The sequence below is a fragment of the Frankia sp. BMG5.60 genome, assembly GCF_059428125.1.
In genome coordinates this window covers 1,567,563-1,592,050 of the sequence record NZ_CM182091.1, presented here as the reverse complement: position 1 = coordinate 1,592,050, position 24,488 = coordinate 1,567,563, and the positions used below count along the sequence as shown (strand labels likewise).

Sequence of the window (24,488 nt, the reverse complement as noted above, 5' to 3'; positions counted from 1 at the left end):
CGCTGGGTGTCGCAACCTGCACAGCGATCTTGCACGACAACTGTAACGGAGCGGAGCCACGTCGCGCGATTGATGCAGTCACCGAGTGCTGGGGTCGGTTAGCTGACGTGGATGGTGCCATCCGCAATCAGGACGTTCTTTCCGTCGCTATTGCCGAGATGCTCACTCGTGACGACTGCTGGCTTGTTGGCTTCCCGAAGGAGGATCGCGAGATGACATAGCGTCGATCCGCCGTTGAATACAAATCCCGCGACTTCGTCGATAATCAGCGAGAGGATTACGTACGGCCGGCGTGCCCACAGAACAGGCTTCGTCGGTAGGGCGCGGATTCTGTCGGTCAGTTCCCGTATGAAGGCGCTTTCCGGGGCATCGGCGCGGAAGTTCACGCTGACGATGGGGGCGACGCTGAGCCGTAGAAGCTCTTCTGTGTCGTCAAGGATCAGTAGCGGACCCTGCGCTGTACCTGGACTCATTGTGGTGCCCGTGCTTGACGTGATTTGAGCGTCATGGTCGGGGACGGAGACGTCTACGAAGCGAGGGACGTCGCCGACGAGAACCCATTCGGCGTAGCCTCCCGGGAACCGGTCGTCGAGTGTGCGTGTGAAGTCGGTGATCTGGGTTACTGTCTCACGTGTCCAGCCTGTCGGAAGTCGCTCTGTGATGTACCCGTCTTTCTCGTAGTCTGCGGGGATCGTAAGTCGGCTGGGGTCTGTGAGTCCGCGGTTCATGGCGAGTAGGCCCTGAGCGGCGTATTCGACGATCGTTTCTCCCGACGCCGTGCGGTGAGAGATGATTCCTGCGTCCCCCTGTACGAACTCCCGGATTATCAGCGTGTGGACGGTGCGGGAGTCGGCTGTAGTGTTGAGTGCGTCGGAGACGAAGCCATGGACTTCGGACGCGGGCATGATGTGCTGGCGCAAGTTCGCGCCCAGGTCGAGAACGACCTTTCCGTCTAGCTCACGCCACCAGTTCGGCTGCCGCGTCTCGTCGGCTAGGGCTGCGCCGTTGAGCGCCACGACCCAGCCACCACCGACCCGGATGCCGCTGTTGGCCGCGAGACGGTACAAGGGTGCCCGTTTGGCTGTGTACGCCGTGTAAAGCTCGGCGCACGTTCCCAAGGGGAGATCCGGGGGGATCGTGTCGTCGAAGTAGAGCTGTGCGTGAGAGAATACAGGGCCGTCCGCTTGTTGCCTGCCCAGCATCGCGGTGACAGGTCGGGCTTGCAGCAGGAAAACCGTGGCGCCGTCGAAGGCCCATTCGATGTCGAGGTCAGTTTCGGCGTCCGCGCGGAGCGCCGTGGCAAGCCGGCACACATCGCCGTACGGCGATTCCGCTTCGGCCCCCGCTTCCAGTTCAAGATGAATGGCATCGGCGAGGCCGCTGACCAAGCTGTCCCCGGTGCCGTGGGTCGCGTCGATAATCGTTCGGTCGCCTTGTGTGATCGTTACGCCTGCCATCTGGGCGTCGACCATCTCCTGAATAATCACGGCCATCCGTGGTTGTGGGCTCAGGTCTCCCGCTCGGATTCGGCCAAGCACGGCGCGTGGAGCGTAGAAGGACTTCCAGCAGGAGATCACCGCCGCTTCGACGTCGCCGACGTCATGAAGATTTAGATAGGATTCATAGAGGCCGGCGTGACTGTGTTCGGTTCCGTCCTCGACAGTGGTCGACGATCGGACCGCGACACCTTTCGCGGGCCTGTGGGCACGAATCTGATTGACTATGCCGGCGATCTCCTGGCGCATTGTCTCGTCGAGTGTGAGGCCGTGGAGCGCGGACGTGATCTTAGGTGCGGCGGTCGAGATCTCATTTCCCAGCGTTGCGGCGAAGTCGTCGAAAAGCACATTCAGTTGCGCCATCCTCGCATTTCCCAGCGATGCCGCGAACCAGTCCGATGGTATGCAGTACGCAGGTGGAATAGGCACCGTGTGCCTGACGCGCGCGAGTCCGCCGAACTTGTTCCCGACAGTCGATGGATCGTGTTCTTCGTCGAGTGCGACGATCGGAGAGGGCAGACTCATCAGGCGACCTCGCTGTCGTTGTCGTAATCTTGGAAGCTTCGGCTCGCGCAAGGGCCTGTTGAGCCCTGGTACTTTCCGCTGTAGAGGACGATCTCTCCCTGCGGGCGCCACCACATGATCTGACCTATCCGCATGCCTCGGTAGACCTTCAGCGGCTGTGCCGCGAAGAGCTGCAACGTCCACTGCCCGTGGAATCCGATGTCGCCGAGAGACGCCGACAGGTTGATGAAGAGCCCCAGACGCGCCACAGACGAACGTGCGGCGAAGGTCGGAGCATAGAAATCGCTCCCCATCACTTCGAGCGTGTGGGCGAGATAGAGACGATGAGGCCGAAGGACGATCCCAGCGTCGGGAATTTGGATCGTGGTCACAGGGTTCGACCGCCGCGGGTCCACTGGATGGTCCCGGTAGACGGTGAGCTGTTCTCCGAGCCGGAAGTTGTAGCTGTTCGGATTGAGTTGGTCAACGTCGAACGGATCGATCACTATTCTGTGCGCCGCGTACTCGCGCAGGATCTCGTGTCCGGTCAGTATCACGGACGCCTCCGTCCCTCGTCGGGACGGAACTCGGTGGAGAGTCGTGACTCGACAACCGTGCGCGAGCCCTCGTATCTTCCCTGGTATTGTTCTACCGTGCCCTGTGTCCGCCAGAAGGCGACTTTCCCGATCCGCATTCCGGAGTACAGCAGCGTGGGTTGAGCGACGCGAATTTCCAAAGTCCACGACACAATGGCGCCGGTGTGTCCCAGCGGCGCACTGAAAGTGATCCACACTCCGAGGGTGCTGATGGAGCGGCAGGCGTACAGCGTGGCGGCGTAGGTTTCGCTGCCGATCACTTCTTGCGTATGTCCGAGGTAGAGCCGGCCGGGGAGCAGTGTTCGTCCTTCGGCTGGCAGCGTTGTGGTGTGCTGAGCCGCGAGTCGTTCAGGCTGAAGGACCGGTTCATCATAGGTGAGGAGCGTCGAGCCGAGGCGGAAGCCGTAACTGTTGGGTTCTAGGCGTGAAGCGCGGAACGGTTCGATGATGATGCGTCCGGCTGCCTTTTCGCGGGCGATCTCGCATCCGGTGAGGATCATCGTCCCCACTCTCTCGCGAACAGCTCGGACAACTTCCTGGCGAGCGCCGGCTCACCCTCTTCGGTGTTGTCGATCTCCCAGTTCGGCTGAATGCGGTCGAATTTCCACGTCTGAGGGGTCTCCGGCGCCACGGCCAGATCTGCCCGGCTGGCGAGGCGCCGAAGCCGTGTTTCCTCGTCGCAGGCGATTTTTACGAAACGGAACCCTGCTGCGACCAGCTTCGGATAGTCGACATCGACGTCCTTGAGATCGTCGTTGACGACGATTTCTGCCGTGGATTTGCCGACGCGGCGAAGGAAGTCGTCCGCGAGAAAGGACGGTGCTATCCTCCGGATCTCCCCCGCGAGGACCCGTAGAAGGATCTGGTCCTGCTGGTACGGGGCGATCTCACGATCGACCATCTTATACAGTTCTCGCTGCATAAGGTAAAGCGGCTCGGCGATTTTGACCACCCGGAAATCCATGCCACGTTCGGCGCAGAGACGGCCGAGTAATACGCTGGTCGTCGATTTTCCAGCGCCTGAGAGTCCGTAGAGAGCAAGTTTCAGCATCGGCGTCACTTCGGCTCATTCCCCGAGGAGTTGTAGCAGGCGTTCCGTCTGGCTTACGAATTTCTCGTCATCGGCGCTCCGGCGGGGCCAGAACTCGACGGTCCAGTACCAGGCGACCAAGACACGTGCCGCGCGAGCCCGATCACGATCGTCCCGTGACAGGAAAAGGAGTTCCTCCAACAGCGCCCACAGGTCGTCCGGCGTGGTCCGCGACTGAACATGTTCGACCAGGAGAGCGAATTCGTGATGCGTGTCGCTCCACCCTGCGTACTCGAAGTCGACGACGCGGACTCGGTGTCCGTCCCACAAGTAGTTGGACGGGTTGGGGTCGCCTTGGCCGAGTACGGGAGCCGAGGGCTGCATCAGATGCGCGAGATCCGGCCCTGCCGACCAGCTTTCCCAACGGGAGAACAGCTCCTTCCTGAGTGGTGAGTGATGATCGGCAGTGCAACTGTTCCAGTGTCCTCGGACTTCGTCAAACATGTTTCCGATCGACATCCGGACCGATGGAATCGGCTCTGTGTGCCGGTTCTCTCCTACCAGGCGCAGACGGCCGAAGAGGTCGGCGATCTGTGCTATCTGGCCCGCGTCCAGGGAGGCCCCAGAGAGAGGGACACCCGGGAGAAGAGTCATCACGAGTGCCGGACCGCGGGAAGCCTCATAATACAAGGGCTCGGGAGCGGCGCCGAAACCGGCGTGCGACAAGGCCGTCAGCGCCGCCCATTCGTGGCTCGCGCGCCGTGCGCCGTCTTTGCGGTAGAGCTTGACGCATACCTCGCGCTGACCGGTCTGGCAGGCGTAGAGCTGATTGTTCCGGCCGCCAGCGAGACGTCGCAGGCCGCCCGGCGCATCGTCGGGCATCAGGCGGCCGACAATGGACAGGGCGCGATCCTCATCCTCTGTGGTCATGCGCCGTTCCCGGTCGCTCGCCGAAGGAACGAAAGTTTGGAAAAATGATCCTCGACAGCGTCGAGCCTTCGGGACGTCAACCATTCGCGGGTCACGCTGACGAGCCACTGAAACTCGCTGATTAGCTCCGCGTCTTCAACCGGAAGCAGAGTTCGGCTGCGCAGGTATTCGACCTCGCACTGAACCAGGACGGCCGACGGAAGGTCGGGCACCGTACAGCGGTCGAACATGACCGAATAGCCGTGCCCAGTGGACAGAGACTCTAGATTGATGTCACAGCGTTCACGACGGAACGACGCACCCCATGCCGGTGAGACGTCGAATCGACGACGTATCTCATCCTCGAAATTCGGGCGGTCGGGCAGCTCAACGCCTCGCCAACGTTGTTCACGGCGAATCGGCGTGTCTTCTCCGAACCATTTTCGTTTGATTATCCAACTGCCGTCGACGGCCGGAATGAAGGAGACGTAGCCGCGGTCCGGTTCCGGCTCGGCGATCTCGAAGAGGTAGTTGTCGAAGTCCCACTGCTCGAAGTCGTTACGGTACTCGAAGGTCCAGCCGTCCCATGGTTCTTCTCGCAACATGTGCAACATGTCGACCGCGAGATCCCAGATATCGCGGTCCGGCGGCAGCGTGAACTTGTGCTCGATCTCCTCGCTCGCACGGTGCTTGACAAACCAGCACTGGTGATTATTGAGGCGCCACGCATACTTGTGTCGAAGGGCTACCAGCGCGCTCAACCACACGCGGAGGGTTCCTTCGTCGGGATTCCCGCGCAGAGGCGGACCATCTAGCCGACAAAAGACGATCCCTGACGTCGAATAGAGAACCTGAGTGTACGCCCACCATTCGTCGCCGTCTGGAACGAGAAGGAACAGTGGAACGAGTCCCCGCGTGCGTGGACGCCGGTATTCCGGCAAGCTCGCCACCACGGTGTTGGGGGCCGGCGGGTGCGACCGCAGGGGAAGGTTGGCCTCTACCGGCACGACCATGGCTGAACTGGGCACGCTCGACGCCGAACGTAGCTCGGGAGGGACATGCAGAATGAGCGACATCGGTTCCTTCCGCACGAAGATGCCTCACCCGCCCGACTCGATGACCCAAGGCCAACCGTAGCCACTTGACCACGAGAAAGGGCGACGGGGGGATGTGCAGCGGCAGCCGACTACTGTCAGCTACCAAGTTGAGGTAAATGGCCGGACAGGCAGAAGATCATGATCTGTTGCCTGCCCAGTGCCGGCGGGGCGCTATCCCACTCCGGACGCGGTCAGCCGGTGACGTGCGGCAGCTCGAACTCTCGGTCCTTCACGCCGCAGAGGAAGGCATCCCACTCGGCAGGCGTGAAGATCAGAGCCGGTCCGGCCTGGTTCTTGGAGTCACGCACAGCGACATGTCCGCCGTCCAGGAAGGCGACCTCGACACACTGACCGTTGCCGCTGCTTCGGCTGCTCTTGCGCCATCTCGCCTGCGACAGGTCCACCGGCCCGTGCCTCCCTCGTTCATGACCCTTCCTGCGCCAGGCTTGCGATCATGCCCGCCGAATCGTCGGGGCTGAGGGCCACGGCCAGGAGGTTGTCGAACAACAGCGTATACCGTCTGACGTCGGCCTCCGCCTCCAAGAAGAGATCGCCGGCCATGCTGTCGATGTAGATGATCTCAGGGTCTGCGGGGTCCGGGAAGCCCATGAGCACGAACGACCCGGGCATGCCAGCGTGCGCGCCCACGGAGAACGGAATCACCTGCACCGTGACCTGGGGTTCGCGGAGTGCCTCGACGATCCGGCCCATCTGGCGGCGCATGACGTCCGGCCCTCCGACCTGGCGACGTAGAGCGGCCTCGTCGAGCACCGCCCACAGCCGGAGCGGGTCGTCCTTGGTCAGTACGCTCTGGCGTTCTATCCGCGCCTGGACACGCTGGTCGACCTCCGTCTCGCTGGCCATCGGCAGGTTGCCGCGGATGACGGCGCGGGCGTACTCCTCGGTCTGAAGTAGCCCGGGGATGAACAGCGACTCGTAGTTGCGCACGGTGCGCGCTTCGGCCTCGAAGCCGATGTAGGCGGTGTAGTGCTCGGGTAGCTCGGCGTGGTACGGCCGGAGCCAGCCTTGGACGTCGGCCTCCCTGGACAGCGCGAGCAGGTCGGCGCGCTGCTGATCCGCGACGCCGTAGGTGTTGAGCAGCGCGATCATCGTGCGGCGCTGCGGCCGAGAGCTGGCCGTGGCGGTCTCGTGCCGGTAGAGCGTGGCGGGGTTGATCCCGGTCTCCTCGGAGACCTGCTCACGGGTGAGCCCGGCTGCCTCCCGCAGACGGCGCAGCTCGAACGCCAGCCTGCGTGAACGAACCGTCGGTGGGGCCTGTCGTTGCCTCGGCACAGATAGCTCCTCTCCCGTGCGGGCGGCGCTCTGCCGCCCGCGAGGTGCGGCCCCTCGGGCATCCTTCCGCAAACCATGCCCATGCATACCTTGCAAAGCTACGGATTGTGGGGGCATGCTACAGGGACAGTACTCGGCCACGATCCGTGGCGATCAGGGGGCTCCCGTCCGCGAGACCGGACGTGCGCGGCCCAGCGAGGCGACAGGGAGCGACCGCATGGACGTCGTCAGCAGACGGCACGGACCCGTACACAGTCCGCGCAGGCCACGCCGCGCAGGCCCGCACCACGGCGCGGGCTGTCCTCCGCACAGTCCGCTGTCCCTGCCGGACGTACCGCCGCAAGGCAAGGCCCGGCGGGGACAGCGCCAAGCCAGCGACGACGGGCGGGGATGATCTTGTGTGCCATGTCGTGACCGGACACCAGCCAGAGATGATCAGGGGCTCGGCATGACCGCCGACCTGTCGCCTGTGATCCGGGTGGCCGTGGCGCACTTCCCGCCGACCGCTGCCGCTGTTCCCGAGGTGCGCACGAGCACGGTCCGCACGCTCACGAAGTGGTTCGTCGATTCGGCCGCCGTCAACGTCGCCGAACTCGTCGTGTGCGAGTTGGCCTCGAATGCCGCAAAGGCAAGCCGGCCGGAAGACCTGGTGGCTATTCGGCTGACCGCGACGAGCGGAAACGTCCTTGTCGAAGTGTGGGACGGCAACGATACCGCACCACGGATTAAAGATCCGGATGTGTTCAGCGAGGACGGGCGCGGCCTGCTGATGGTCGATGCGCTGTGTAGCCAATGGTCGTGGTATAGAGCCAAGGCCGGCGGAAAAGTGGTGTGGGCGGAGATTCCCGGCGGATTGCGGCCGGCATTTCGGGTGACGGACGCCGATGCGTCGATGCCCATGCGGACGAGGACGGTTGGGCCGGAGCCTGCTGCGCCGGTCGTCTACCGCACCGACCCGGGCACCCTGCGGCGGGTCGCGGACGCGCTGCGCAGGCTGGATACGTGGCACCAGCCCTCGTCCGGCAGGCGCACATCCGAGGCCATGACACGCAGGGCTTGACATATCGCGCCGTGAGCGGGAAGGGGGGCCATGGGACGGGCTGCCGTGAGAGCGGAACAGGATGCGTTACGGGTAGACATGCTGAGTGCTGGAATGACCTACGCGGATATCGCCGAGGAGTTCATCCGGCGTTACCGGTTTCGGCGCCATGCGGCTTTCCGTCACGCTCACGGCTGGACATTGGTGCGGGCCGCCGACCACATCAACGGACAGGCAGCCCGTCTCGGCATCGACCCGGACGGCAGGGCTGCGATGACCTCTTCCTATTTGTGTGAGCTGGAACATTACCCGTATCCGGCCCCGCGAAGGCTCACCCCGCACATGCTCGTGCTGCTCGCGACGGTCTACGGAACCGACGTCCACAGTCTCTTGGACGCCCACGACCGCCAACGTCTCCGGCCGGCGGACCGGCTGGTGATCGACTCCATGGTGTGCCTCGGCCAACCGGCCGCGTGCCTCTGCGGCCGGCACGAGGAACGACCGGCGCTCGGTGTGCCCGCGTCGCCGCTGGGCACGCTGGCCTCCACCGCCAGCACCGCCGTGGTGACGGCGGCAGACCCCCTGCCCATCGGGTAGCGATGCCGGTCTCCGTTCCGGTCTCCGCTTTGAGCGGCTACCCCCACGGGGCGTGCTGGCGCAGGCGACACGCGCACTGGCGCTACCCAAGTACAGCCAGACTCGTACCCCTACAGGCAACGTGTTCACATCTGGACGGCCGTGGCCCCGGCCGCTGGGCGCCCGCGACCCGCAGGCTCCCGCATGTTCACTGCGTCCTGTTCGACCGGAATTGTCCGGCTTCCTGTCCATCCGCCCACCGGACCACCCACCGGCCCGCCCACCGGACCACCCGTAAAGATGGGTGGGTCTGTAATGCCACACTGACGCAGGTCAAAGCACCTGCCACACCCACCCAAGCACTCCGCGACTAAATACCCAACGGGTACTGTTCAAAGTATAAGCGCGGGCCGCGGACGCGCGATGTTGCCCCTTGCCGTGCCGTTCTCCGGTAGCGGGGACAGCTCGCGCGCTTTACGGCGAGCGAGAGCCGTAGCTGTCGGATGTCTCTGACAGCGACATCTGACGTGGACGCCGGAAGGCAGACAGGGAACCCCTTGCGGCTGTGATTTCGCTCACATAGCTGTGCCGTGTTTGAGGTGGATTGTGCTGATTTGCCGTATGTCCTGACCGATGCCCTGTGCGCGGCCCTAACGGAGGCCCTAACGGTGTACCTGCTTAATAGGTACACCGAGGACGGCGCATCAGCGCAGCTCAGCGGGCATCTGACCCGTACCAAAGTGGGCCAAGACTGAGTGCCGCTAGTGGCATGTATCTAATCATGGTCACGGGGCGGGGATGGCCGGCGGAATGGGCGCGCTTGGCAGTAGCGGATAGTGCGGTTAGCTTTTATTTGCCGCATTCCCGCCGCCTGTTCTGTGAGGTGCCGTGGTCGATCCGTCCCGCCTCCGCCGTCCCACCCACACCGACTCGTGCGACGAACCAACGCAGACAGGCGACGGGCCGCCGCAGACCAGCACGGCGGACACGGACAGGAACGGCGCCACAGCGGTGCCGGACGTCGGCGGACCGACGCCCCACGACACCACCAGGGCGCAGGATTCCGCCGATGCCGAGCCGGACGGCGAGGACACCGACGCGGTAGCGCGCTGGCTCGCCGAGACCCTCGCCGAGGCCCCGCCCGTCCCACCAGCGGTCGCCGCTCTCATCGCGGGCGTGCTCGTCCGACGACCACCCGCCGCCTAGAGCAGGGGGACCCACCGTCGCCTACGCGCCGAGAACACCGCCATCCGCGCTCACCGTTGCTCGCGGCCGGCATGCGGAAAACTTCCTTGCTATGTGCGGCCAAGGGGTGGTACCGATCGTCCTCACCCACGCCCGCGCGCTGCTCACCGGCACCTCCCAGGGCGCAACGGCCTACCTCGATGTCGACGTCCGCGACGTCGAGAGCATCCTGAGCTCGGCGGAGTTGCGCGACACCCTCGACGTGACGAAACCGGTCGCGCTGTCGCTCATCGCGCTGTTCCACTTCGTGCCCGACTCCGACGACCCCTACGGCATCGTCCGCCGCCTCGTCGACGCGCTCCCCACCGGCAGCTACCTCGCTCTCTCCCACGTCACCGCCGACGAGGACCCGGGATGGGAGCAGGTCGCCGAGACCTACCGCAGCCGCGGCATCCCCCTGCAGCCGCGCACCCGCGAGCAGATCGCGCGCTTCTTCGACGGTCTGGAGCTGGTCGAGCCGGGGGTGCAGGTCGTCCACCGCTGGCGCCCCGACGGCACCGCCACGGGGCTGACCGACCTGGAGGTCAGCAACTACGGCGGGGTCGGCAGAAAGGTCTGACGGCCGCGGCGGCGCAGCCGGCCCGCGCCCGCAGGCCGTCCGGCTCCTCACTTCCGCTCTCGGTTCCGCGCGTGGGACCAGACGTGCGTCCGCTGACGGCCGCCGCCCGGCCGCGGGGTTCACGCCAGCCGTGGAACCACGCCAGCCGTGGACACGGTGTCCCGCCCGCCAGGCCAGATCCTGGCCCGGCCTCGATACTGACCCTGTCCCGGTCCGGTCGAAGTGGGGAGGGTGACGCGATGTCCTCGACATCCACGACGGCCGGCCCGGCGTCCGCGGGCGATCCGGAACCCGCGATCGTGACGGCGCCCGTCGGCGGGGTTACGGCGCCGGTCACGGTGCCGGTCGGCGGAGGCAGGGCGCCGGTGGGTGGGGTCACGGTGCCGGTCGATGGGGACACGGCGCCGGTCGGCTTCATCGGGCTCGGCACGATGGGCCAGCCGATGGCGGTGAACCTCGCCGCGTCGGGCCGGCCGCTGGTGGTGTGGAACCGCACGCCCGCCCGCACCGGGCCGCTGGCGACGGTCGGGGCCAAGACCACCGACGACGCCGCCGAGGTGTTCGCGCGCTGCCGCACCGTGATCGTGATGCTCGCCGGCCCCGAGGCGATCGACGCGGTGCTCGACCGGGCCGGCCCGACCTTCCCGGCCCGGCTACGGGACCGCACGCTCGTCCAGATGGGAACGACCTCGCCCGCCTACTCGCGGGCCCTCGCCGCCGACGTCCGCGCCGTGGGCGGCCGCTTCGTCGAGGCTCCGGTGTCCGGGTCGCGCGGGCCCGCCGAGGCCGGCCGGCTCGTGGGCATGCTCGCCGGCGACCCGGCCGACGTCGCCGGCGTGCGACCGCTGCTCGCCCCGATGTGCCATGACCTGGTGGACTGCGGGCCCGTTCCCCGGGCGATGTCGACGAAGCTCGCCGTCAACCTGTTCCTGGTGACGTTGGTGACGGGCCTCGCGGAGGCGGTGCACTTCGCTCGGCGCAACGACGTCGACCTCGGCGTTCTCGGCCGGGTGCTGGCCGCGGGCCCGATGGCCAGCGACGTCTCCCGGGTGAAGCTGCCGAAGCTCGTCGAGCGCGACTTCACCGTGCAGGCGGGCGTCCCCGACGTGCTGGGGATCATCGAGTTGATCACGCAGGCGGCCCGGGCCGCCCGCATCGCCTCACCCCTGACGGACGTCTGCGAGGCGCTCTACCGCGAGACCCTGGCACAGGGCCGTGCCGCCGCCGACATGGTCGCCGTCCTCACGGCCCTCGAATCCCGCAGCGCCCCCGCCCCCGCCCTCGACGGCGTCCCTGCCCCTGCCCCTGCCTCGGATCTTGCCTCCGCCCCGGATCTCGGCCTCGGCCTCGGCAGCGGCCCCGAGCCGTCCCGCGGCTGATCGGCGTACCCGCCTGCTGACCGGCGACCCGCGATGGATCACCGCGGGGACGATCCGGCCGCACTGCCGGCGGCGCTGGTCTCGGCGACGAAGCCGGTCTGGATCAGCCGGCTGCCCCGACGGGTGCACAGCAGTGCCCGCCCGGGCGGCAGGACCCGTGGTTTGATCCCGCCGAGCAGCGGTCCCTCGCTGCGCGGGCAGGACAGCGCGAGGTCGGGGGTGTTGAGCTCCTGCAGCCGGCGCAGCAGGGGGTCCATGGACATGCGCATCAGCCCGGCCGCGGCCCGGCCGGCGACGACGTGCAGGCCGATGTCGCCGCCCTGCGGCAGCAGCGGCACGAACGCGGTCAGCGGGTTGTCCGAGCCGGTCAGCAGGTCGTAATCGTCGATGAGCACGAACAGCAGCGGCCCGGACCACCAGTCGCGCCGTCGAAGCTGCTCCGGTGAGACGTCCGGGCCGGGCATCCGCGGGGTGAGGCCGGCGACGGCGTCGCGGGCCGTCGCCTTGGTGCTGTCCGGCGACACCGAGTAGCCCAGGCGATAGGCGTCGGGGATGTCGTCGAACAGCCGCCGGCGGTAGTCGACCGCCATGATCCGCGCCTGCGCCGGGGTGAACCGGCTGGTGATCGCGCGCGCCACCAGCCGCAACAGGTTGGTCTTGCCGCTCTCGTTGTCCCCGAGCAGGGTGAGATGCGGCAGCGCGCGGAAGTCGTGCCAGACGGGTTCCAACCGGCTCTCGTCGACGCCGAGGGCGACCCGCAGCGCGCCGTCGGGGGGCGGCAACTGCTCCACCGGCAGGACGGCGGGCAGCGTCCGTACCGGCCGCGCCTTCGGCCCGGGCCAGCCGTCCACGACCGCGGCGACCAGGTGGCGGGTGCCGTGCGCCAGGTCGTCGACGGAGCCGGCGCCGTCGATCCTCGGCAGGGCGGCGATGAAGTGCAGCTTCGCGTCGGTCAGGCCGCGGCCGGGCAGTCTCGGCACGGCCGCGGCCGCCCGCAGGTCGATCCCGGACTCGACCGGGTCGCCGAGCCGCAGCTCCAACCGGGACCCGATCTTGTCCCGCATCGTGTGGTAGATCTCCGACCAGCGCCCGGCGGTGAGCAGGATGTGCAGGCCGTAGTTCAGCCCCCGGGAGGCGATCTCGCGGGCGTCCGCCTCCGCGGCCTCGAACTCCTGGCGCAGGGTGGACCAGCCGTCGACGACGAGGAACAGATCGCCGAACTCCTCCGCCGGGACCCGACCCGCCGCGACCAGCGCGCGGTAGGCGGGCATCCCGGAGACCTCGAGTTCGGCGAACCGCCGCTCCCGGTCGCCGAGCAGCGCGACCATCTCGGCGACGGTCCGGCTCACCCGGTCCGGGTCGTGCCGGCCGGTGACCCCGCCGACGTGCGGCAGGTCCGCGATGCTCGCCAGCGAGCCGCCGCCGAAGTCCAGGCAGAAGAACTGCACCTGGCGCGGCGAGTGGGTCAGCGCGAGGGCGGCGATCACGGATCGCAACAGGGTGCTCTTGCCGCTCTGTGGCCCGCCGGCGATCCCGAGATGGCCGCCGACGCCGCCGAAGTCGACCGTCAGCAGGTCTCGGACCTGCTCGAACGGCTTGTCGATCATCCCCACCGGCACCGTCAGCAGCCCTCCGACGCCGGCGTCGACGGGCCGCAGCCCGTGTTCCGGGTCGGGCAGCAGCGGCGGCAGGACCTGGTCCAGGCTCGGCGACTGCTCCAACGGCGGCAACCAGACGCGGTGCGCCGGCGGCCCCTGGTCGATCAGCCGGTTGACCAGCACTTCCAGCACGGTGCTGGCGGTGGCGTCGGGGGCGTCGGGGGTGTCGGCCTCGTCGGCGTCGGCGGGGGTCTCGCGGATGACGACCGGGACGTGGTCGGTGCCGTACGGCACGACCTGGCTCTCGATGACGTCCTGGTCGACGCGGGTCGAGCGCAGCCGGTACGGCCCGGAGACGTAGGCGGCCTTGAACCGGGTGATCGTCGCGACGTCGGAGCGCAGGTAGCCGTTGCCGGGCGCGGCGGGCAGCTCGTAGGCGTCGGGGACGCCGATGACGGACCGGGACTCCATCGCCGAGAAGGTCCGCAGGCTGACCCGGTAGGACAGGTGGCCCTCGAGCTGGTGGATGCGGCCGTCGTCCAGGCGCTGGGAGGCCAGCAGCAGGTGGACGGCCAGCGACCGGCCGAGCCGGCCGATCATCACGAACAGCTCGATGAAGTCGGTGTGCGCGGCGATGAGCTCGCTGAACTCGTCCACGATGACGAACAGCGTGGGCAACGGGTCCAGCTCCATGCCCTGCGCGCGGGCCTGCTCGTAGTCGCGCACCGAGCTGAAGTTGCCGGCCCGGCGCAGCAGCTCCTGGCGGCGGACCAGCTCGCCGCGCAGCGCGTCGCGCATCCGGTCGACCAGCGCGGCCTCGTCGGCGAGGTTGGTGATGGTCGCGGACACGTGCGGCAGCCGGTCCAGCCCGGCGAAGGTCGCGCCGCCCTTGAAGTCGACCAGCACGAAGTTCAGCGTCTCCGACGAGTGCGTCGCCGCCAGCGCCAGCACGAGGGTGCGTAGCAGCTCGCTCTTGCCCGAGCCGGTCGCGCCGATCAGCATCCCGTGCGGCCCCATGCCGTCCTCGGCGGACTCCTTGATGTCCAGCTCGATGGGCGAGCCGTCGGAAGCGACGCCGATGGGCACCCGCAGCCGCTCGGACCCGTGCCGGGTCGGCCACAGGGTCCTGGGGTCGAACCGCTCCAGGTCGCCGAGGCCCAGCAGGTCCGGCAGGTCGAGGTCGGCGGTCAGGCCGTCGGGGGTCTGCTCGGCGCTCTCGCCGGCGCTGTGCCGGGCCATCAGCCGGGCGAGCATCGCCACCCGGACCCTGGACAGCACGTCCGGGGTGGCCAGGCGGGTCCGGACCTCCCGCCCGACCCGGTCGATCTCGACGATGTCCATGGCGTCGGCGGCGACGTCGAGGTGCAGCAGGTGCCGGGCGTTGCCACCGCCGCCGCTGGGCTCGAAGTCGACGAGGACGGCGTTGCGGTAGCCGGAGACGAGGAACCGGGTCCCGGGCGAGATCCGGGCGCCGTCGCTGACCACGACGACGAACGGTTCGGCGCGCGAGGGCGCCGTGCCGGTCTCGAACCGCGCCCGCTCCCCGAAGCTCTGCCCCAGCAGCCGCTCGACGTCGTCCAGCGACTCCCCGAACAGCCGCACCGGGCCGGCCGCGTCCCGGTCGGTGGGGTGCTGGGCGTGCGGCAGCCACTTGACCCAGCCCCACTCCTCGCGCCGCTCGGCCGAGGCGCACACGGCGATCCGCACCTCGTCCGGGGCGTGGAAGGTGGCCATGTGAGCGAGCAGCGCCCGCACCATGCCCAGTGACACCTCGCGGTCGCCGTCCACCTGGATGCGGGCGAACCCGCGGATGAACAGGGCGACCGGCTGGCCGGGGACCGTCGTGTACGCGCGGGTGAACCGCCGCAGCGCCTTCGCCGACACCGGCTCCAGGTCCTCCACGGGGCTGGTCTGCAGCGGGGTGATCCGCACGGCGAGCCGCTGCGCCCCGGTCCCCACCCGCACCTCGCCGAAGTCCGGGTGGGTCGGGCGGCGCTCCCACAACCGGCTGGTCATCGCGAGCGACCACAGCGACTCCGGGTCCGGGTGGCGCCACGCGAGGGCGGAGCGCTGCTTCTCCGCGTAGCCCCGGACCTGCCGGCGGGTGCGGGAGAGGTAGCGCAGGTAGTCGCGGCGCTCGCCGCCCACCTTGTGCTTGCGGTCGCCGGACTGGGTGAGGACCTGGCTGAGACCCATGCCGGCCATGCCGACGCCCATCACGGCCATCATTCCCAGGCCCATCGGCCCGGACGCCGAGCGGCCGATGTAAAAGTACATCATCCCGCCCGACATCAGGGCCATCGGGAGAACCATCACCAGCACCCGCAGGCCCGCGCTCTGCACCTCGGGGACGGTGGGTGGCTCCTGAAGCGTGATCTCACCGTGCGGCATCTCCGGGCCGGTGCGGCGAGCGGGGCGGCGGAAGGCGACCGTGGCCATGTCCGTTACACGCGCCCGGCCCGACGCCGAGTTGAGCCGGTGGATGTGACCTGGATCACGTCGATGAACCGGCCTGGTTGACCCCGTCGTGCCGGAGGTATGGCACAGAGCAGCGCGGCGGAGGTCTGCCGCCTTCTCGTCATCGGGCCGACCAGCCGGGTCGATCTGTCCGTGCCCACGCACGTGCCCCTGACCGACCTGATGCCGGCGTTGCTGCGCAGTCTCGGCCCCGATCTCGCCGATCGGGGGCTGGAACACAGCGGCTGGGTGGTGCAGCGGCTCGGCTCGCCCCCGCTGGACGAGGACCTCAGCGTCGCCGAGCATGAGCTGCTCGACGGCGACACCGTCCACGTCCGCCCCCGATCGGACCAGATACCGCCGCTGGACTTCGACGACCTGATCGACGGCGTCTCCACCGGAATCAGCGCGCGTTCGGGTCTGTGGCGGCCGCGGACCACCCACACGGTGTCGGCGTTGGCGCTGGTGGTGTGGTTGCTGGTGGCGCTCGCGGTGCCCGTGCTGGCCGGTCCGCACGTTTCCCCCCGGCCGCAGGCGCCCACGGCGCCACCGACGCCGGCGACGACGTGTTCGGCCGGCCCGTGACGGTGGGCGTCGTCGCGATGCTGCTGTTCGTCGCCATGGTCGTGTCGGGCCGGGGGCAGCGGGATCGCGCGGTGACCGCGCTGCTCGGCGGTGCGGTGGTGGCCTTCGCCGTGGAGGCGGTGGTTCTCCAGGTCGCCGATGCCGATGCCGACGCGGGCGCGGGCGCCGGTGCCCACCTGCCCGAGATGCTGCTGGCCGGCGCGGGAGTCGCCGTGCTCGCGAGCCTGCTGGTGCTGGTCGTGACGTCCGTGCGCGACACCCTTCTGCCGGTCGGCCTCGCGGTCACGGCCATGGCGCTCGCTGCCGCCGTGGCCAGCGAGCTGAGTTCCGCCGCCGGGCTGGACTGGACCCAGACGGCGGCGGTGATGTCGCTGCTCTGCGTGGCGGCCCGTCCCGCGGTGCCCATGGCCTCGTTCAAGCTCGCCGGGCTGACGCTGCCGCCGCTGCCGGTCGAACCGGAGGACCTGCAGGACGACATCGACCCTGAACCGGGGGCGCAACTGCTGGCCCGCACCGCCCGGGCCGACCGTTACATGACCGCCCTGCACACGGCCGGCGGGGTCGTGTCGACCGTCGCGGTGCTCCGGCTGGCGCTCGCGCCCGGCTGGCCGCCGGCGACGGTCGCCCTCCTCGTCGGGTTCGCGCAGGTGCTCGCCGCCCGTCCGATGACGAGTACCTGGCACCGCCTGGCGCTGGGACTGCCCGCCGGCGCGGGCCTGGCCGCCGTCGTCCTGTCGCTGCCCGCTCGGTCGGGAGTGCTCGGGGGCGGCGCGGCGCTGCCGATGGTGCTGGCCCTGCTGCTGGCGGTCATCGCCGCGGCCTGCGCGTACACGCTTCCCCGCCGCCGGCTGACGCCGATCTGGGGACGGCTCGGCGACTGGAGTCACGCCATCGCGCTGGCGGTCTCGGTCCCGCTGGTGGTCGGGATTCTCGGCGGAGTCGGGTTCATCCGTTCGGTGGTCGGCTGAGATGCGCTCCCGACGAGACCAGGTCAACGCGCACAACTACCTGGTGTTCCGGCTGACCGGGGCGCTCGTGCGGGCCGAACCGGACATCCTCGAGTCGCCGACCCGCCGGGACCTGCGCGGGCTGATCACCGGGGCTGTGGCGGCGATCCTGCTGCTGGCGGTGGTCGCGGTCTGGGCGCTGATCTCCGCGCGGGGGTCGACGGCCTGGCGCAAACCCGGCGCCCTGATCGTGGACAAGTCGAGCGGAAGCCGGTTCCTGCTGGTCGACGGCGCGTTGCGGCCGGTGCGCAACATCGCCTCAGCCCGGCTGCTGACGGGCAAGACCGTCTCACCCGTGGTGGTGCCGCGCACCAGGCTGGCCGCAGTGCCGCGTGGCGCCCCCCTCGGCCTCACGAACGCGCCGGACACGCTGCCCGACCCCAGCCGCCTCAACAAGGGCGTGTGGCGGCTGTGCACCCGGCCCGGTGCCGCCGGTGCCGCGGGCGATGACGGCCCTGGCGCCGGGCCGGCCATGGTTCTCGACGTCGGCGTTGCCCCGGCGAAGCCCCGCCTCGGCGCCGACGCGGGACTGCTGGTCTCCGCCGACGGGCAGCAGTACCTGCTCTGGCACGGGCAGCGGTTGCTGCTGGCCCGGCCCTGGGCCGCGGACGTGCTGGGCTTCGGCGCGATCATCCCCACCGCCGTTCCCCGGACGTGGCTGGACCTGGTGCCGCCCGGGCCGGAGCTGGCCCCGGTCGCCGTGCCGGACGCCGGGACACCCGGACCGCGCATCGGGGATCAGGCCACCCGGCGGGGCGAGCTGTTCACGGTGACGACGGCAACCGGATCGGTCGCCCACTACATCCTGCTGGGGTCCGGGCTGACCGCGCTGAGCCCGACCCAGTTCGCCCTGGCCCGAGGCGAGGCGGGCGACGCACCGGAGCAGCCGATCACCCCGGGGGACCTCGCCACCGCCGCGCGCGCCGTGATGGCGGCGCCGCAGAGCGCGCTGCCGGCGACGCCGCCGCCGATCCGGCTGCCGTCCGCGGGCGAGTCGGTCTGCGTCGAGTCCTCGCCGGACCCGGCCGGCTCCACGTTCGACGTCGTGGTCTCGACGGTGCGTGCGGCCGCGGGCCGGCGGACGTCCGGCGAGACCACCATCGGCGTCGCCGCGGGTGGTGGCGCCCTGGTCGTACCCAGGGTGCTGCCGCGGGGCAGCCGGGCGGCGGACGTGAACAAGCAGCCGGGTGTCCTGGTCGACGGCAGCGGCATGGCCTACCCGGTGACCGGGGACGCGATCAAGGCGCTCGGCTACGCGCCGGAGCAGGCCGTCGCCGCGCCCTGGAAGTTGTTGGCGCTCCTGCCCTCGGGACCGCCGCTGACGACGCCGGGACGGGGGTGACGACCGAGGACCACGGCCCTGACGATCACGGCCCTGATGACCACCAGGATCAATGATGTTCAGTCCGAAACCCGGAGGGCACGTCCATGCCAGATCAGTCTCTCGTCGCCGATGAAGCCACCACCATCAACATGATCAAGGCTTTCGACAACTGCCAGGACGAGTGCAACAACATTCAGCAGACGATCGACGGCGCCAGCTCCATGCTCTTCTCGACGTGGGGTGGCGTCGCGGCCAACAAGTACCGCGACGCCATCGCCGGCTGGCAGAACGGCTTCAACGAGGTCCGGCAGGCGCTGAACCTGCTGAACGAATCGATGGTCAGCTACGCGAAGACCACGACCAGCACCGAGGACGACGCCTTGATGATCGGCTCAAGCTGGGCCCAGGGACTCGCCTGAGGCGCAGCCGGCCGATCGCCGACCCAACCTTGAGCCGGAATTCGGAATCCGGGGAAACGAGGAGACATGGCCACCTACCAGTTCAGCCCGAACGGTGCCCTCGACACCGCGGACGAACTCACCTTCGTCACCAAGAAGCTCGAGGAGTCGCTCGCCGATCTCATGTCCAAGGTGCAGATCTTCATCCAGGCCAACGCGGGTTCCGCGCCGGAGAACTACACGCTGGCCCAGCAGCAGTGGAACAAGGGCCAGCAGGACATGGAGCTGTCCCTCGCGGTGGGCCGGCAGAAGCTCGAGGAGATTCACAACCAGTACGTGCTGGGTGACAGGAAGGGCGCGAGCGTCTTCGGCTCGCTCCTCTGACGGTGCCCGTCACGCCGGACACCCGCGTATCTCCTCATCGCGTACGCGGCCGGTAACCAGATTCTTCTCGTGCTCGGTGGCCGACCGGATCCCGCGCGGACCACTACCGGTGGGACGGGTCGCGTGGGCCGGTCGGGCCGCTGCTCTCTTGGCAGGACACAAAAACCGAGGCGAACGACAGGAGAGACCATTGGGCACCGAGTTCACGATCAAGATTGACGAGCCGACCCTTCAGCGGCTCCGAACCGAGTACGGCGACCTGCTCCAGGACATGGACACCCGGCTGGCCGACTACCAGTGGGACAGTGGTGAGACCTACTCCGACCTGACCCTGGGTGATCAGTTTCCCCTGAGCCTGGGGGGCGCGGACTTCACCGAGGCCGTGAAGCTGGCCAAGGACCTGGACAAGGTGCGCAAGAACCTCACCGGCCGGTTCGACACGGTGTACTCCAATGCGTCGAACCTGTACTGGGGTCTGCAGTCGCTGCTGGAGGACACGGACGCGGTCGAGCATCTGAACGATATGACGGCCGAGGAGTTCTCGGGGTTCATTCCCACGGAGACGCCCCAGGGGCCGGGTGACGGCCCGACCGATCAGGGCAAGGGGAGCTGACAATGGCTGCTGCCCAGCCGATCGAGGACATCCTCCAGACCGTCCTCGGGTATACCGTCGGCGCGGCCGACGGCGGACTCAATCTCGCCACCGGCCCGGGCGACGGGGACTCGCCCAAACCGAACGGAACAACCAGCAAGAGCGTCGCCGACAACCTGCGGCCGAGCACCATCGGGGGTGCCGGCGGCGCGCCCTGGCTGATTCCCGAAGAGCGGGAGGAGCACTACCACACCCTGGGAAGCTGGAAGCCCAAGTTCAAACAGGGCGCGATCACCTTCTGGCGCTGGATGTCAAGCGACAGCATGAGTAATGCGGAGCAGTTGACCCTGTGGGTCGGGAAGAAGGACGACTCCTCGTCGGCGAACCGCAACTCCCCGACGCCCGCGGGCGCCGGGGACAGCAATCCGTTGATGGACGTCCGGGCGGCCTGGGCCGCGGTGTTCAAGGACATCCCGCAGATCGCCGGTCCGCGCACGCCGTTCGATCCGGCCACGCTGCGTGGGGTCAATGTGGCCCTGCAGCGTGTCGGGGAGTGGGCCCAGGCCATCTTCGAGGATCTGGACAACGACGTCTCCCGGCTGGACACGAAGGTCGAGAATTTCGACGGCTCGGCGGCCGCGGCCTTCCGGGATCAGGTCAACGCAGCCAGGCGCGGTGTGCTGGGCGTCCTCGACCAGATCAAGGGTTGGTCCGATCCGCTGGGGCAGGCCGTCACCAGCGCGGTGAACTTCGTGAACCAGCTTTTCCTGGACAATGCCTACTGGTACGGGCAGAACGGTCAGGGGGAGACGAGGCCTCCGATTGGTGGGCCCCCCGGCGTCTGGCCGGACCCCTTCACGCTGATCGTCCAGATGTTCGACGATTCCACGGTGTTCAGCAGCTACGGCACCGACCCGAACTACAACCATTCCCACGGGTTGTGGGAGACCGGACGGATCCGCGGCGAACTCGGGCAGTACGAGTACGACCTGTGGCGGGAGATGTATATTCGATTTCCCGACTGGAGTGGAGTCACCGGGGACTTCGCCGTGCTCCGGCAGCCGTCCTGGTTCGCCGCCGACCAGGCCCTGCGGGCTGCGTGGGCGAAGAAGGTGCAGGACAGCTTCGCGCCGTCCGTGGGCCTGGCCCAGGACATGATGGACAAGTTCAACGCCGCGGCCGGCAAGGTCAAGATGACCGCGATGCCGCCGGTCACCCACACCCCGCACGACAAGCCGGAGACCACTGACCCGCCGCCGTTCAACCCCGAGGATCTCGACAAGTACTTCAACGGCCTCAACAACGGCTTCAACGGTCTGAACAACGGTCTGAATGACCTGAACAACGGCCTGAACGGTCTGAACAACGGTCTGAACAACGGCTTCAACGGCCTGAACAACGGCCTGAACGACATGAACAACGGTCTGAACAACGGCTTCAACGGTCTGAACAACGGCTTCAACGGCCTGAACAATGGCCTGAACGACATGAACAACGGTCTGAACAATGACCTGAACGATCTGAATAACGGCCTGAACAACGGTTTGAACGACCTGAACAACGGTCTGAACAACGACCTGAACGATATGAACGACGGGTTCAACAAGAACTTTGACGGTCTAGGTGACGGACTGAACGGGCTGAACGACAACCTGGGTAACGGCCTGAACGGTCTGGGTAACGGTCTGAACGGTCTGGGTGACGGTCTGACCGGGTTGAACGACAACCTGGGTAACGGTCTGAACGGTCTGGGTGACGGTCTGACCGGGTTGAACGACAACCTGGGTAACGGTCTGAACGGTCTGGGTGACGGTCTGACCGGGTTGAACGACAACCTGGGTAACGGTCTGACCGGGTTGAACGACAACGTCGGCAACGGCTTGAACGACGGGCTGAACGACAACCTGGGCAACGGGCCGAACGGGCCGGGGGGCGACCTGTCGGGCCTGGTCGGCGGCCCGGCGGCCCTCGCCGGGCTGAACAGCCCGAACAGCCTCACCGGCGGCGGGCTGAACGGGCTCGGCGACGGGGAGGACCTCGGCGGCCTCAACGACTCGGCACCGAAGACGCTGGGCGACCTCAGCCCCCAGCAGCTCAGCACGCTTCAGCAGGCCGGGCAGCTCGACGGCGTGCCGTTGACCCCGGAGCAGTCGGCGGCGCTGGAGCAGGCGGGTCTCGCCGCTCCCGGCGCCCAGACGCTGGGCGACCTCAGCCCCCAGCAGCTCCAGGAGTTGCAGCGGGATGGTCTGCTCAACGATGTCCCGCTCACACCGCAGAATCTGCAGACCCTGGGCGACGCCGGTCTGCTCGGAGCAGCCGACGGCACGCCGCATGACCTCGGCGACCTGAGCCCGGCGCAACTGGCCGAACTCGGCTCCTCCGGTGCGTTGGACAACGTGCCGGTCACGGATGCGCAGCTCAACCAGTTGCGTCAGGACGGCCTGCTCGGCCCCAACGCGACCGGCATCGACTCGCTCGGTGACCTCAGCCCGGCCCAGCTCCAGGATCTGCAGAGCCATGGCCTGCTGAACGATGTCCCGCTCTCGTCGCAGGATCTGCAGTCGCTGGGCCAGGCCAACCTGCTCGGACCCACCACCGGCACACCGCATGACCTCGGCGATCTGAGCCCGGCGCAACTGGCCGAACTCGGCTCCTCCGGTGCGTTGGACAACGTGCCGGTCACGGATGCGCAGCTCAACCAGTTGCGTCAGGACGGCCTGCTCGGCCCCAACGCGACCGGCATCGACTCGCTCGGTGACCTCAGCCCGGCCCAGCTCCAGGATCTGCAGCAGAACGGCCTGCTGGACTCGGTGCCGGTGACTCCGAGCGAGCTGAACACGCTGCAGCACGCGGGTCTGCTCGGCCCGAACGCCACGACCGGGGCCGGCATGAACACGCTGCCGACGCTCGGCCCGGACTCCGTCGGCGGCGCCGGATTCGGCGACAACGGCCTGCTCAACCCGTCCGATCTGGCTGGCAACGAGACGCCGAAGACATACTTCCCCACGGCGGTCGACGGTCTGGATGTGAGCCCTCCCGACCCGTACGACCTCGCCGCCGGCTCGGGAGTGCAGGTCGGGAACATCCAGCAGCCGATGGCCCGGACGGTTCCCGGAGTCGGCGGCGCGGGCTTCGGAACGGCTGGCGTCTCCCTGCCGAATTCACAGCCACTCGGGACGGGCGACAGTTCCCTGCTCGGCCAGGACGGGACCACCGGGCTGGGAGACCTGGCGGGTGCCGGCGGTCTGGGGGGCGCCGACGGGTCGATGAGTGGCAAGGCGTCGCCCATGTCCGGCGGGATGCCGTTCATGCCGATGGGCGGCATGGGCGGGCTCGGCGGCGGCCAGGGCCAGCAGTCCAAGGAACGGCAGCGCAACACGTGGCTCACGGAGGACGAGGACGTGTGGGGCACGGACCCCGAATGCGCACCGGCCGTCGTGGGCCGCGGCGACGGCCCCGCCGACGCCGAGTCCGACCGTCCCGCCGGCCCGACGCCGGTGCCGCCCACCCCCGATCGCAGCCGCACCCGTCGTGGGCGTTGACACCGCAGGGCGTTGACGCAGGGAAAGGAGGCACGATGGCGCTGTTCGACGAAAGCCAGGTGGAAGCCGCGCTGGCCGAGCTGGCGCACACCGAGGAGGTCACGGAGCGGATCCGGCGGCAGGGCGCGGAGACGAGCTACCGGACGAGCGACAAGAACAAGCTGCTCTCGGTCACCGTCGGTGGCCAGGGCGAGATTCGTGATCTCACCTTCCGCGGTGACGGCTACCGGGATCTCGCCCCGGCCGAGCTGGCCGATCTCCTGGTGAAGACGATCGAGCGGGCTCGTCAGGAGGTCCGTCGGCGTGTCCTGGCCGGCATGCAGGAACTGATGCTGGAACTGCCGTCTCCCGTGGGCGGTCTGGCCGAGGCCGGGTCGGCGGAGGAACTCGTGGAGGAGCTGCTCGGGATGTTCACCCGGAACATGCCCGACGACGGCCGCGAGATTGCTCCGCCCGAGGAAGACGGGCGCTGGCGGTGAGCGACGAGGTGATACGCCACGACGGCGACGAGATCGCGCAGAAGGTGCCGATGCTCAGCACGTTCCGCCAGCAGGTGACCGATCTGGGTGGCGAGCTGGCCGACACCATCGCCCGGAACAGTTTCGCCAAGGGGGCGAAGGACGAGGTGTCCCTGTACGCGGAGTCGTCGTTCAAGCAGTTGATGGACGCCTTCGGGAAGATCTACGGGGCGCTTGGGGAGGCGGTCGGTCTGCAGGGCGACCGGCTGTCCGTCGTGCGCCAGATCGGCGACACGACCGAGGGCGAAACGACCCAGGAGGCGGGCTGGGAGTCTCCGGGCGGCCATCACGGCTGACAGCACTGCGAGGCCCGGGTATCGGCCGCCACCCCGCGGCGGCCGTTCGTGGGCGTTGTCGTGA

Annotated in this window: 20 protein-coding genes and 2 pseudogenes; 13 read left to right on the top strand and 9 right to left on the bottom strand. The window is 68.3% G+C overall.

Going from position 1 to position 24,488, the window contains the following annotated elements:
• Positions 1–98: 98 nt before the first annotated feature.
• The 8 genes from AC5R91_RS06360 to AC5R91_RS06325 form a co-directional block, all read right to left on the bottom strand.
• On the bottom strand, positions 99–2,021 hold the full coding sequence (locus tag AC5R91_RS06360) for a PEP/pyruvate-binding domain-containing protein (RefSeq protein WP_495396199.1): 1,923 nt from the start codon (positions 2,019–2,021) through the stop codon (positions 99–101).
• Positions 2,021–2,557 (bottom strand): dCTP deaminase, encoded by a 537-nt coding sequence (gene dcd / locus AC5R91_RS06355; protein ID WP_495396198.1) that lies wholly within the window; start codon positions 2,555–2,557, stop codon positions 2,021–2,023. The genes AC5R91_RS06360 and dcd overlap by 1 nt, the downstream gene beginning before the upstream one ends.
• Positions 2,554–3,096, bottom strand: a complete 543-nt coding sequence (locus AC5R91_RS06350) for a dCTP deaminase (RefSeq protein WP_495396197.1) — start codon at positions 3,094–3,096, stop codon at positions 2,554–2,556. The genes dcd and AC5R91_RS06350 overlap by 4 nt, the downstream gene beginning before the upstream one ends.
• A complete protein-coding gene (locus AC5R91_RS06345; protein ID WP_495396196.1) occupies positions 3,093–3,656 on the bottom strand; it encodes a hypothetical protein in 564 nt (187 codons plus the stop codon). Before AC5R91_RS06345 ends, AC5R91_RS06350 begins: the two co-directional genes overlap by 4 nt.
• A 6-nt stretch (positions 3,657–3,662) precedes the next feature.
• A complete protein-coding gene (locus AC5R91_RS06340; protein WP_495396195.1) occupies positions 3,663–4,556 on the bottom strand; it encodes an aminoglycoside phosphotransferase family protein in 894 nt (297 codons plus the stop codon).
• Entirely contained in the window at positions 4,553–5,611 is a 1,059-nt protein-coding gene (locus AC5R91_RS06335; RefSeq protein WP_495396194.1) for a hypothetical protein, read from the bottom strand. Before AC5R91_RS06335 ends, AC5R91_RS06340 begins: the two co-directional genes overlap by 4 nt.
• A 212-nt stretch (positions 5,612–5,823) precedes the next feature.
• A complete protein-coding gene (locus AC5R91_RS06330) occupies positions 5,824–6,036 on the bottom strand; it encodes a DUF397 domain-containing protein (RefSeq protein WP_495396193.1) in 213 nt (70 codons plus the stop codon).
• Positions 6,037–6,055: 19 nt separating this feature from the next.
• Complete coding sequence (locus tag AC5R91_RS06325) at positions 6,056–6,925, bottom strand: helix-turn-helix domain-containing protein (protein ID WP_495396192.1); 870 nt, start codon at positions 6,923–6,925, stop codon at positions 6,056–6,058.
• A 448-nt stretch (positions 6,926–7,373) separates the two neighbouring features.
• Here AC5R91_RS06325 and AC5R91_RS06320 point away from each other — a divergent pair, with 448 nt between their 5' ends.
• The 5 genes and pseudogenes from AC5R91_RS06320 (at position 7,374) to AC5R91_RS06300 (ending at position 11,723) form a co-directional block, all read left to right on the top strand.
• Positions 7,374–7,985, top strand: a complete 612-nt coding sequence (locus tag AC5R91_RS06320; protein WP_495396191.1) for an ATP-binding protein — start codon at positions 7,374–7,376, stop codon at positions 7,983–7,985.
• A gap of 30 nt (positions 7,986–8,015) precedes the next feature.
• Complete coding sequence (locus AC5R91_RS06315) at positions 8,016–8,561, top strand: hypothetical protein (RefSeq protein ID WP_495396190.1); 546 nt, start codon at positions 8,016–8,018, stop codon at positions 8,559–8,561.
• Between the two features lie 867 nt (positions 8,562–9,428).
• On the top strand, positions 9,429–9,746 hold the full coding sequence (locus tag AC5R91_RS06310; protein ID WP_495396189.1) for a hypothetical protein: 318 nt from the start codon (positions 9,429–9,431) through the stop codon (positions 9,744–9,746).
• 112 nt (positions 9,747–9,858) lie between these two features.
• Positions 9,859–10,344, top strand: a pseudogene (locus AC5R91_RS06305) (SAM-dependent methyltransferase); the annotation flags it as partial.
• A 239-nt stretch (positions 10,345–10,583) separates the two neighbouring features.
• The gene (locus tag AC5R91_RS06300) at positions 10,584–11,723 is read left to right on the top strand and encodes an NAD(P)-dependent oxidoreductase (RefSeq protein ID WP_495396187.1); all 1,140 of its coding nucleotides are present in this window, start codon (positions 10,584–10,586) and stop codon (positions 11,721–11,723) included.
• A 38-nt stretch (positions 11,724–11,761) separates the two neighbouring features.
• Here the strand turns inward: AC5R91_RS06300 and eccCa are convergent, their stop codons facing one another.
• Entirely contained in the window at positions 11,762–15,760 is a 3,999-nt protein-coding gene (gene eccCa, locus AC5R91_RS06295; protein ID WP_495396186.1) for a type VII secretion protein EccCa, read from the bottom strand.
• Positions 15,761–15,859: 99 nt separating this feature from the next.
• On the opposite strand from eccCa, the pseudogene eccD reads away from it, so the two are divergent.
• The 8 genes and pseudogenes from eccD (at position 15,860) to AC5R91_RS06255 (ending at position 24,424) form a co-directional block, all read left to right on the top strand.
• Positions 15,860–17,331 (top strand): annotated as a pseudogene (gene eccD / locus AC5R91_RS06290) (type VII secretion integral membrane protein EccD).
• A 1-nt stretch (position 17,332) separates the two neighbouring features.
• Positions 17,333–18,712 (top strand): type VII secretion protein EccB, encoded by a 1,380-nt coding sequence (eccB, locus tag AC5R91_RS06285; RefSeq protein WP_495396185.1) that lies wholly within the window; start codon positions 17,333–17,335, stop codon positions 18,710–18,712.
• An 86-nt stretch (positions 18,713–18,798) separates the two neighbouring features.
• A complete protein-coding gene (locus AC5R91_RS06280) occupies positions 18,799–19,113 on the top strand; it encodes a WXG100 family type VII secretion target (RefSeq protein ID WP_495396184.1) in 315 nt (104 codons plus the stop codon).
• A 66-nt stretch (positions 19,114–19,179) separates the two neighbouring features.
• A complete protein-coding gene (locus tag AC5R91_RS06275; protein ID WP_495396183.1) occupies positions 19,180–19,476 on the top strand; it encodes a WXG100 family type VII secretion target in 297 nt (98 codons plus the stop codon).
• A 190-nt stretch (positions 19,477–19,666) separates the two neighbouring features.
• A complete protein-coding gene (locus tag AC5R91_RS06270) occupies positions 19,667–20,089 on the top strand; it encodes a hypothetical protein (RefSeq protein WP_011604110.1) in 423 nt (140 codons plus the stop codon).
• A gap of 2 nt (positions 20,090–20,091) precedes the next feature.
• A complete protein-coding gene (locus AC5R91_RS06265) occupies positions 20,092–23,610 on the top strand; it encodes a hypothetical protein (protein ID WP_495396182.1) in 3,519 nt (1,172 codons plus the stop codon).
• Between the two features lie 35 nt (positions 23,611–23,645).
• A complete protein-coding gene (locus tag AC5R91_RS06260; RefSeq protein ID WP_495396181.1) occupies positions 23,646–24,089 on the top strand; it encodes a YbaB/EbfC family nucleoid-associated protein in 444 nt (147 codons plus the stop codon).
• Positions 24,086–24,424 carry a hypothetical protein gene (locus AC5R91_RS06255; protein WP_495396180.1) on the top strand — a complete coding sequence of 113 codons (339 nt, stop codon included), beginning with the start codon at positions 24,086–24,088 and terminating at the stop codon, positions 24,422–24,424. The genes AC5R91_RS06260 and AC5R91_RS06255 overlap by 4 nt, the downstream gene beginning before the upstream one ends.
• Positions 24,425–24,488: the final 64 nt, after the last annotated feature.

What these genes read in the sequence shown, in the direction of transcription:
- AC5R91_RS06315 (WP_495396190.1), top strand. Translation starts at nt 8,016, where the DNA reads ATGGGACGGGCTGCCGTGAGAGCGGAACAGGATGCGTTACGGGTAGAC.
- AC5R91_RS06335 (WP_495396194.1), bottom strand. Translation starts at nt 5,611, where the DNA reads ATGTCGCTCATTCTGCATGTCCCTCCCGAGCTACGTTCGGCGTCGAGC.
- AC5R91_RS06260 (WP_495396181.1), top strand. Translation starts at nt 23,646, where the DNA reads ATGGCGCTGTTCGACGAAAGCCAGGTGGAAGCCGCGCTGGCCGAGCTG.
- eccCa (WP_495396186.1), bottom strand. Translation starts at nt 15,760, where the DNA reads ATGGCCACGGTCGCCTTCCGCCGCCCCGCTCGCCGCACCGGCCCGGAG.
- AC5R91_RS06350 (WP_495396197.1), bottom strand. Translation starts at nt 3,096, where the DNA reads ATGATCCTCACCGGATGCGAGATCGCCCGCGAAAAGGCAGCCGGACGC.
- AC5R91_RS06280 (WP_495396184.1), top strand. Translation starts at nt 18,799, where the DNA reads ATGCCAGATCAGTCTCTCGTCGCCGATGAAGCCACCACCATCAACATG.
- AC5R91_RS06275 (WP_495396183.1), top strand. Translation starts at nt 19,180, where the DNA reads ATGGCCACCTACCAGTTCAGCCCGAACGGTGCCCTCGACACCGCGGAC.
- eccB (WP_495396185.1), top strand. Translation starts at nt 17,333, where the DNA reads ATGCGCTCCCGACGAGACCAGGTCAACGCGCACAACTACCTGGTGTTC.
- AC5R91_RS06320 (WP_495396191.1), top strand. Translation starts at nt 7,374, where the DNA reads ATGACCGCCGACCTGTCGCCTGTGATCCGGGTGGCCGTGGCGCACTTC.
- AC5R91_RS06360 (WP_495396199.1), bottom strand. Translation starts at nt 2,021, where the DNA reads ATGAGTCTGCCCTCTCCGATCGTCGCACTCGACGAAGAACACGATCCA.
- AC5R91_RS06300 (WP_495396187.1), top strand. Translation starts at nt 10,584, where the DNA reads ATGTCCTCGACATCCACGACGGCCGGCCCGGCGTCCGCGGGCGATCCG.
- AC5R91_RS06265 (WP_495396182.1), top strand. Translation starts at nt 20,092, where the DNA reads ATGGCTGCTGCCCAGCCGATCGAGGACATCCTCCAGACCGTCCTCGGG.
- AC5R91_RS06340 (WP_495396195.1), bottom strand. Translation starts at nt 4,556, where the DNA reads ATGACCACAGAGGATGAGGATCGCGCCCTGTCCATTGTCGGCCGCCTG.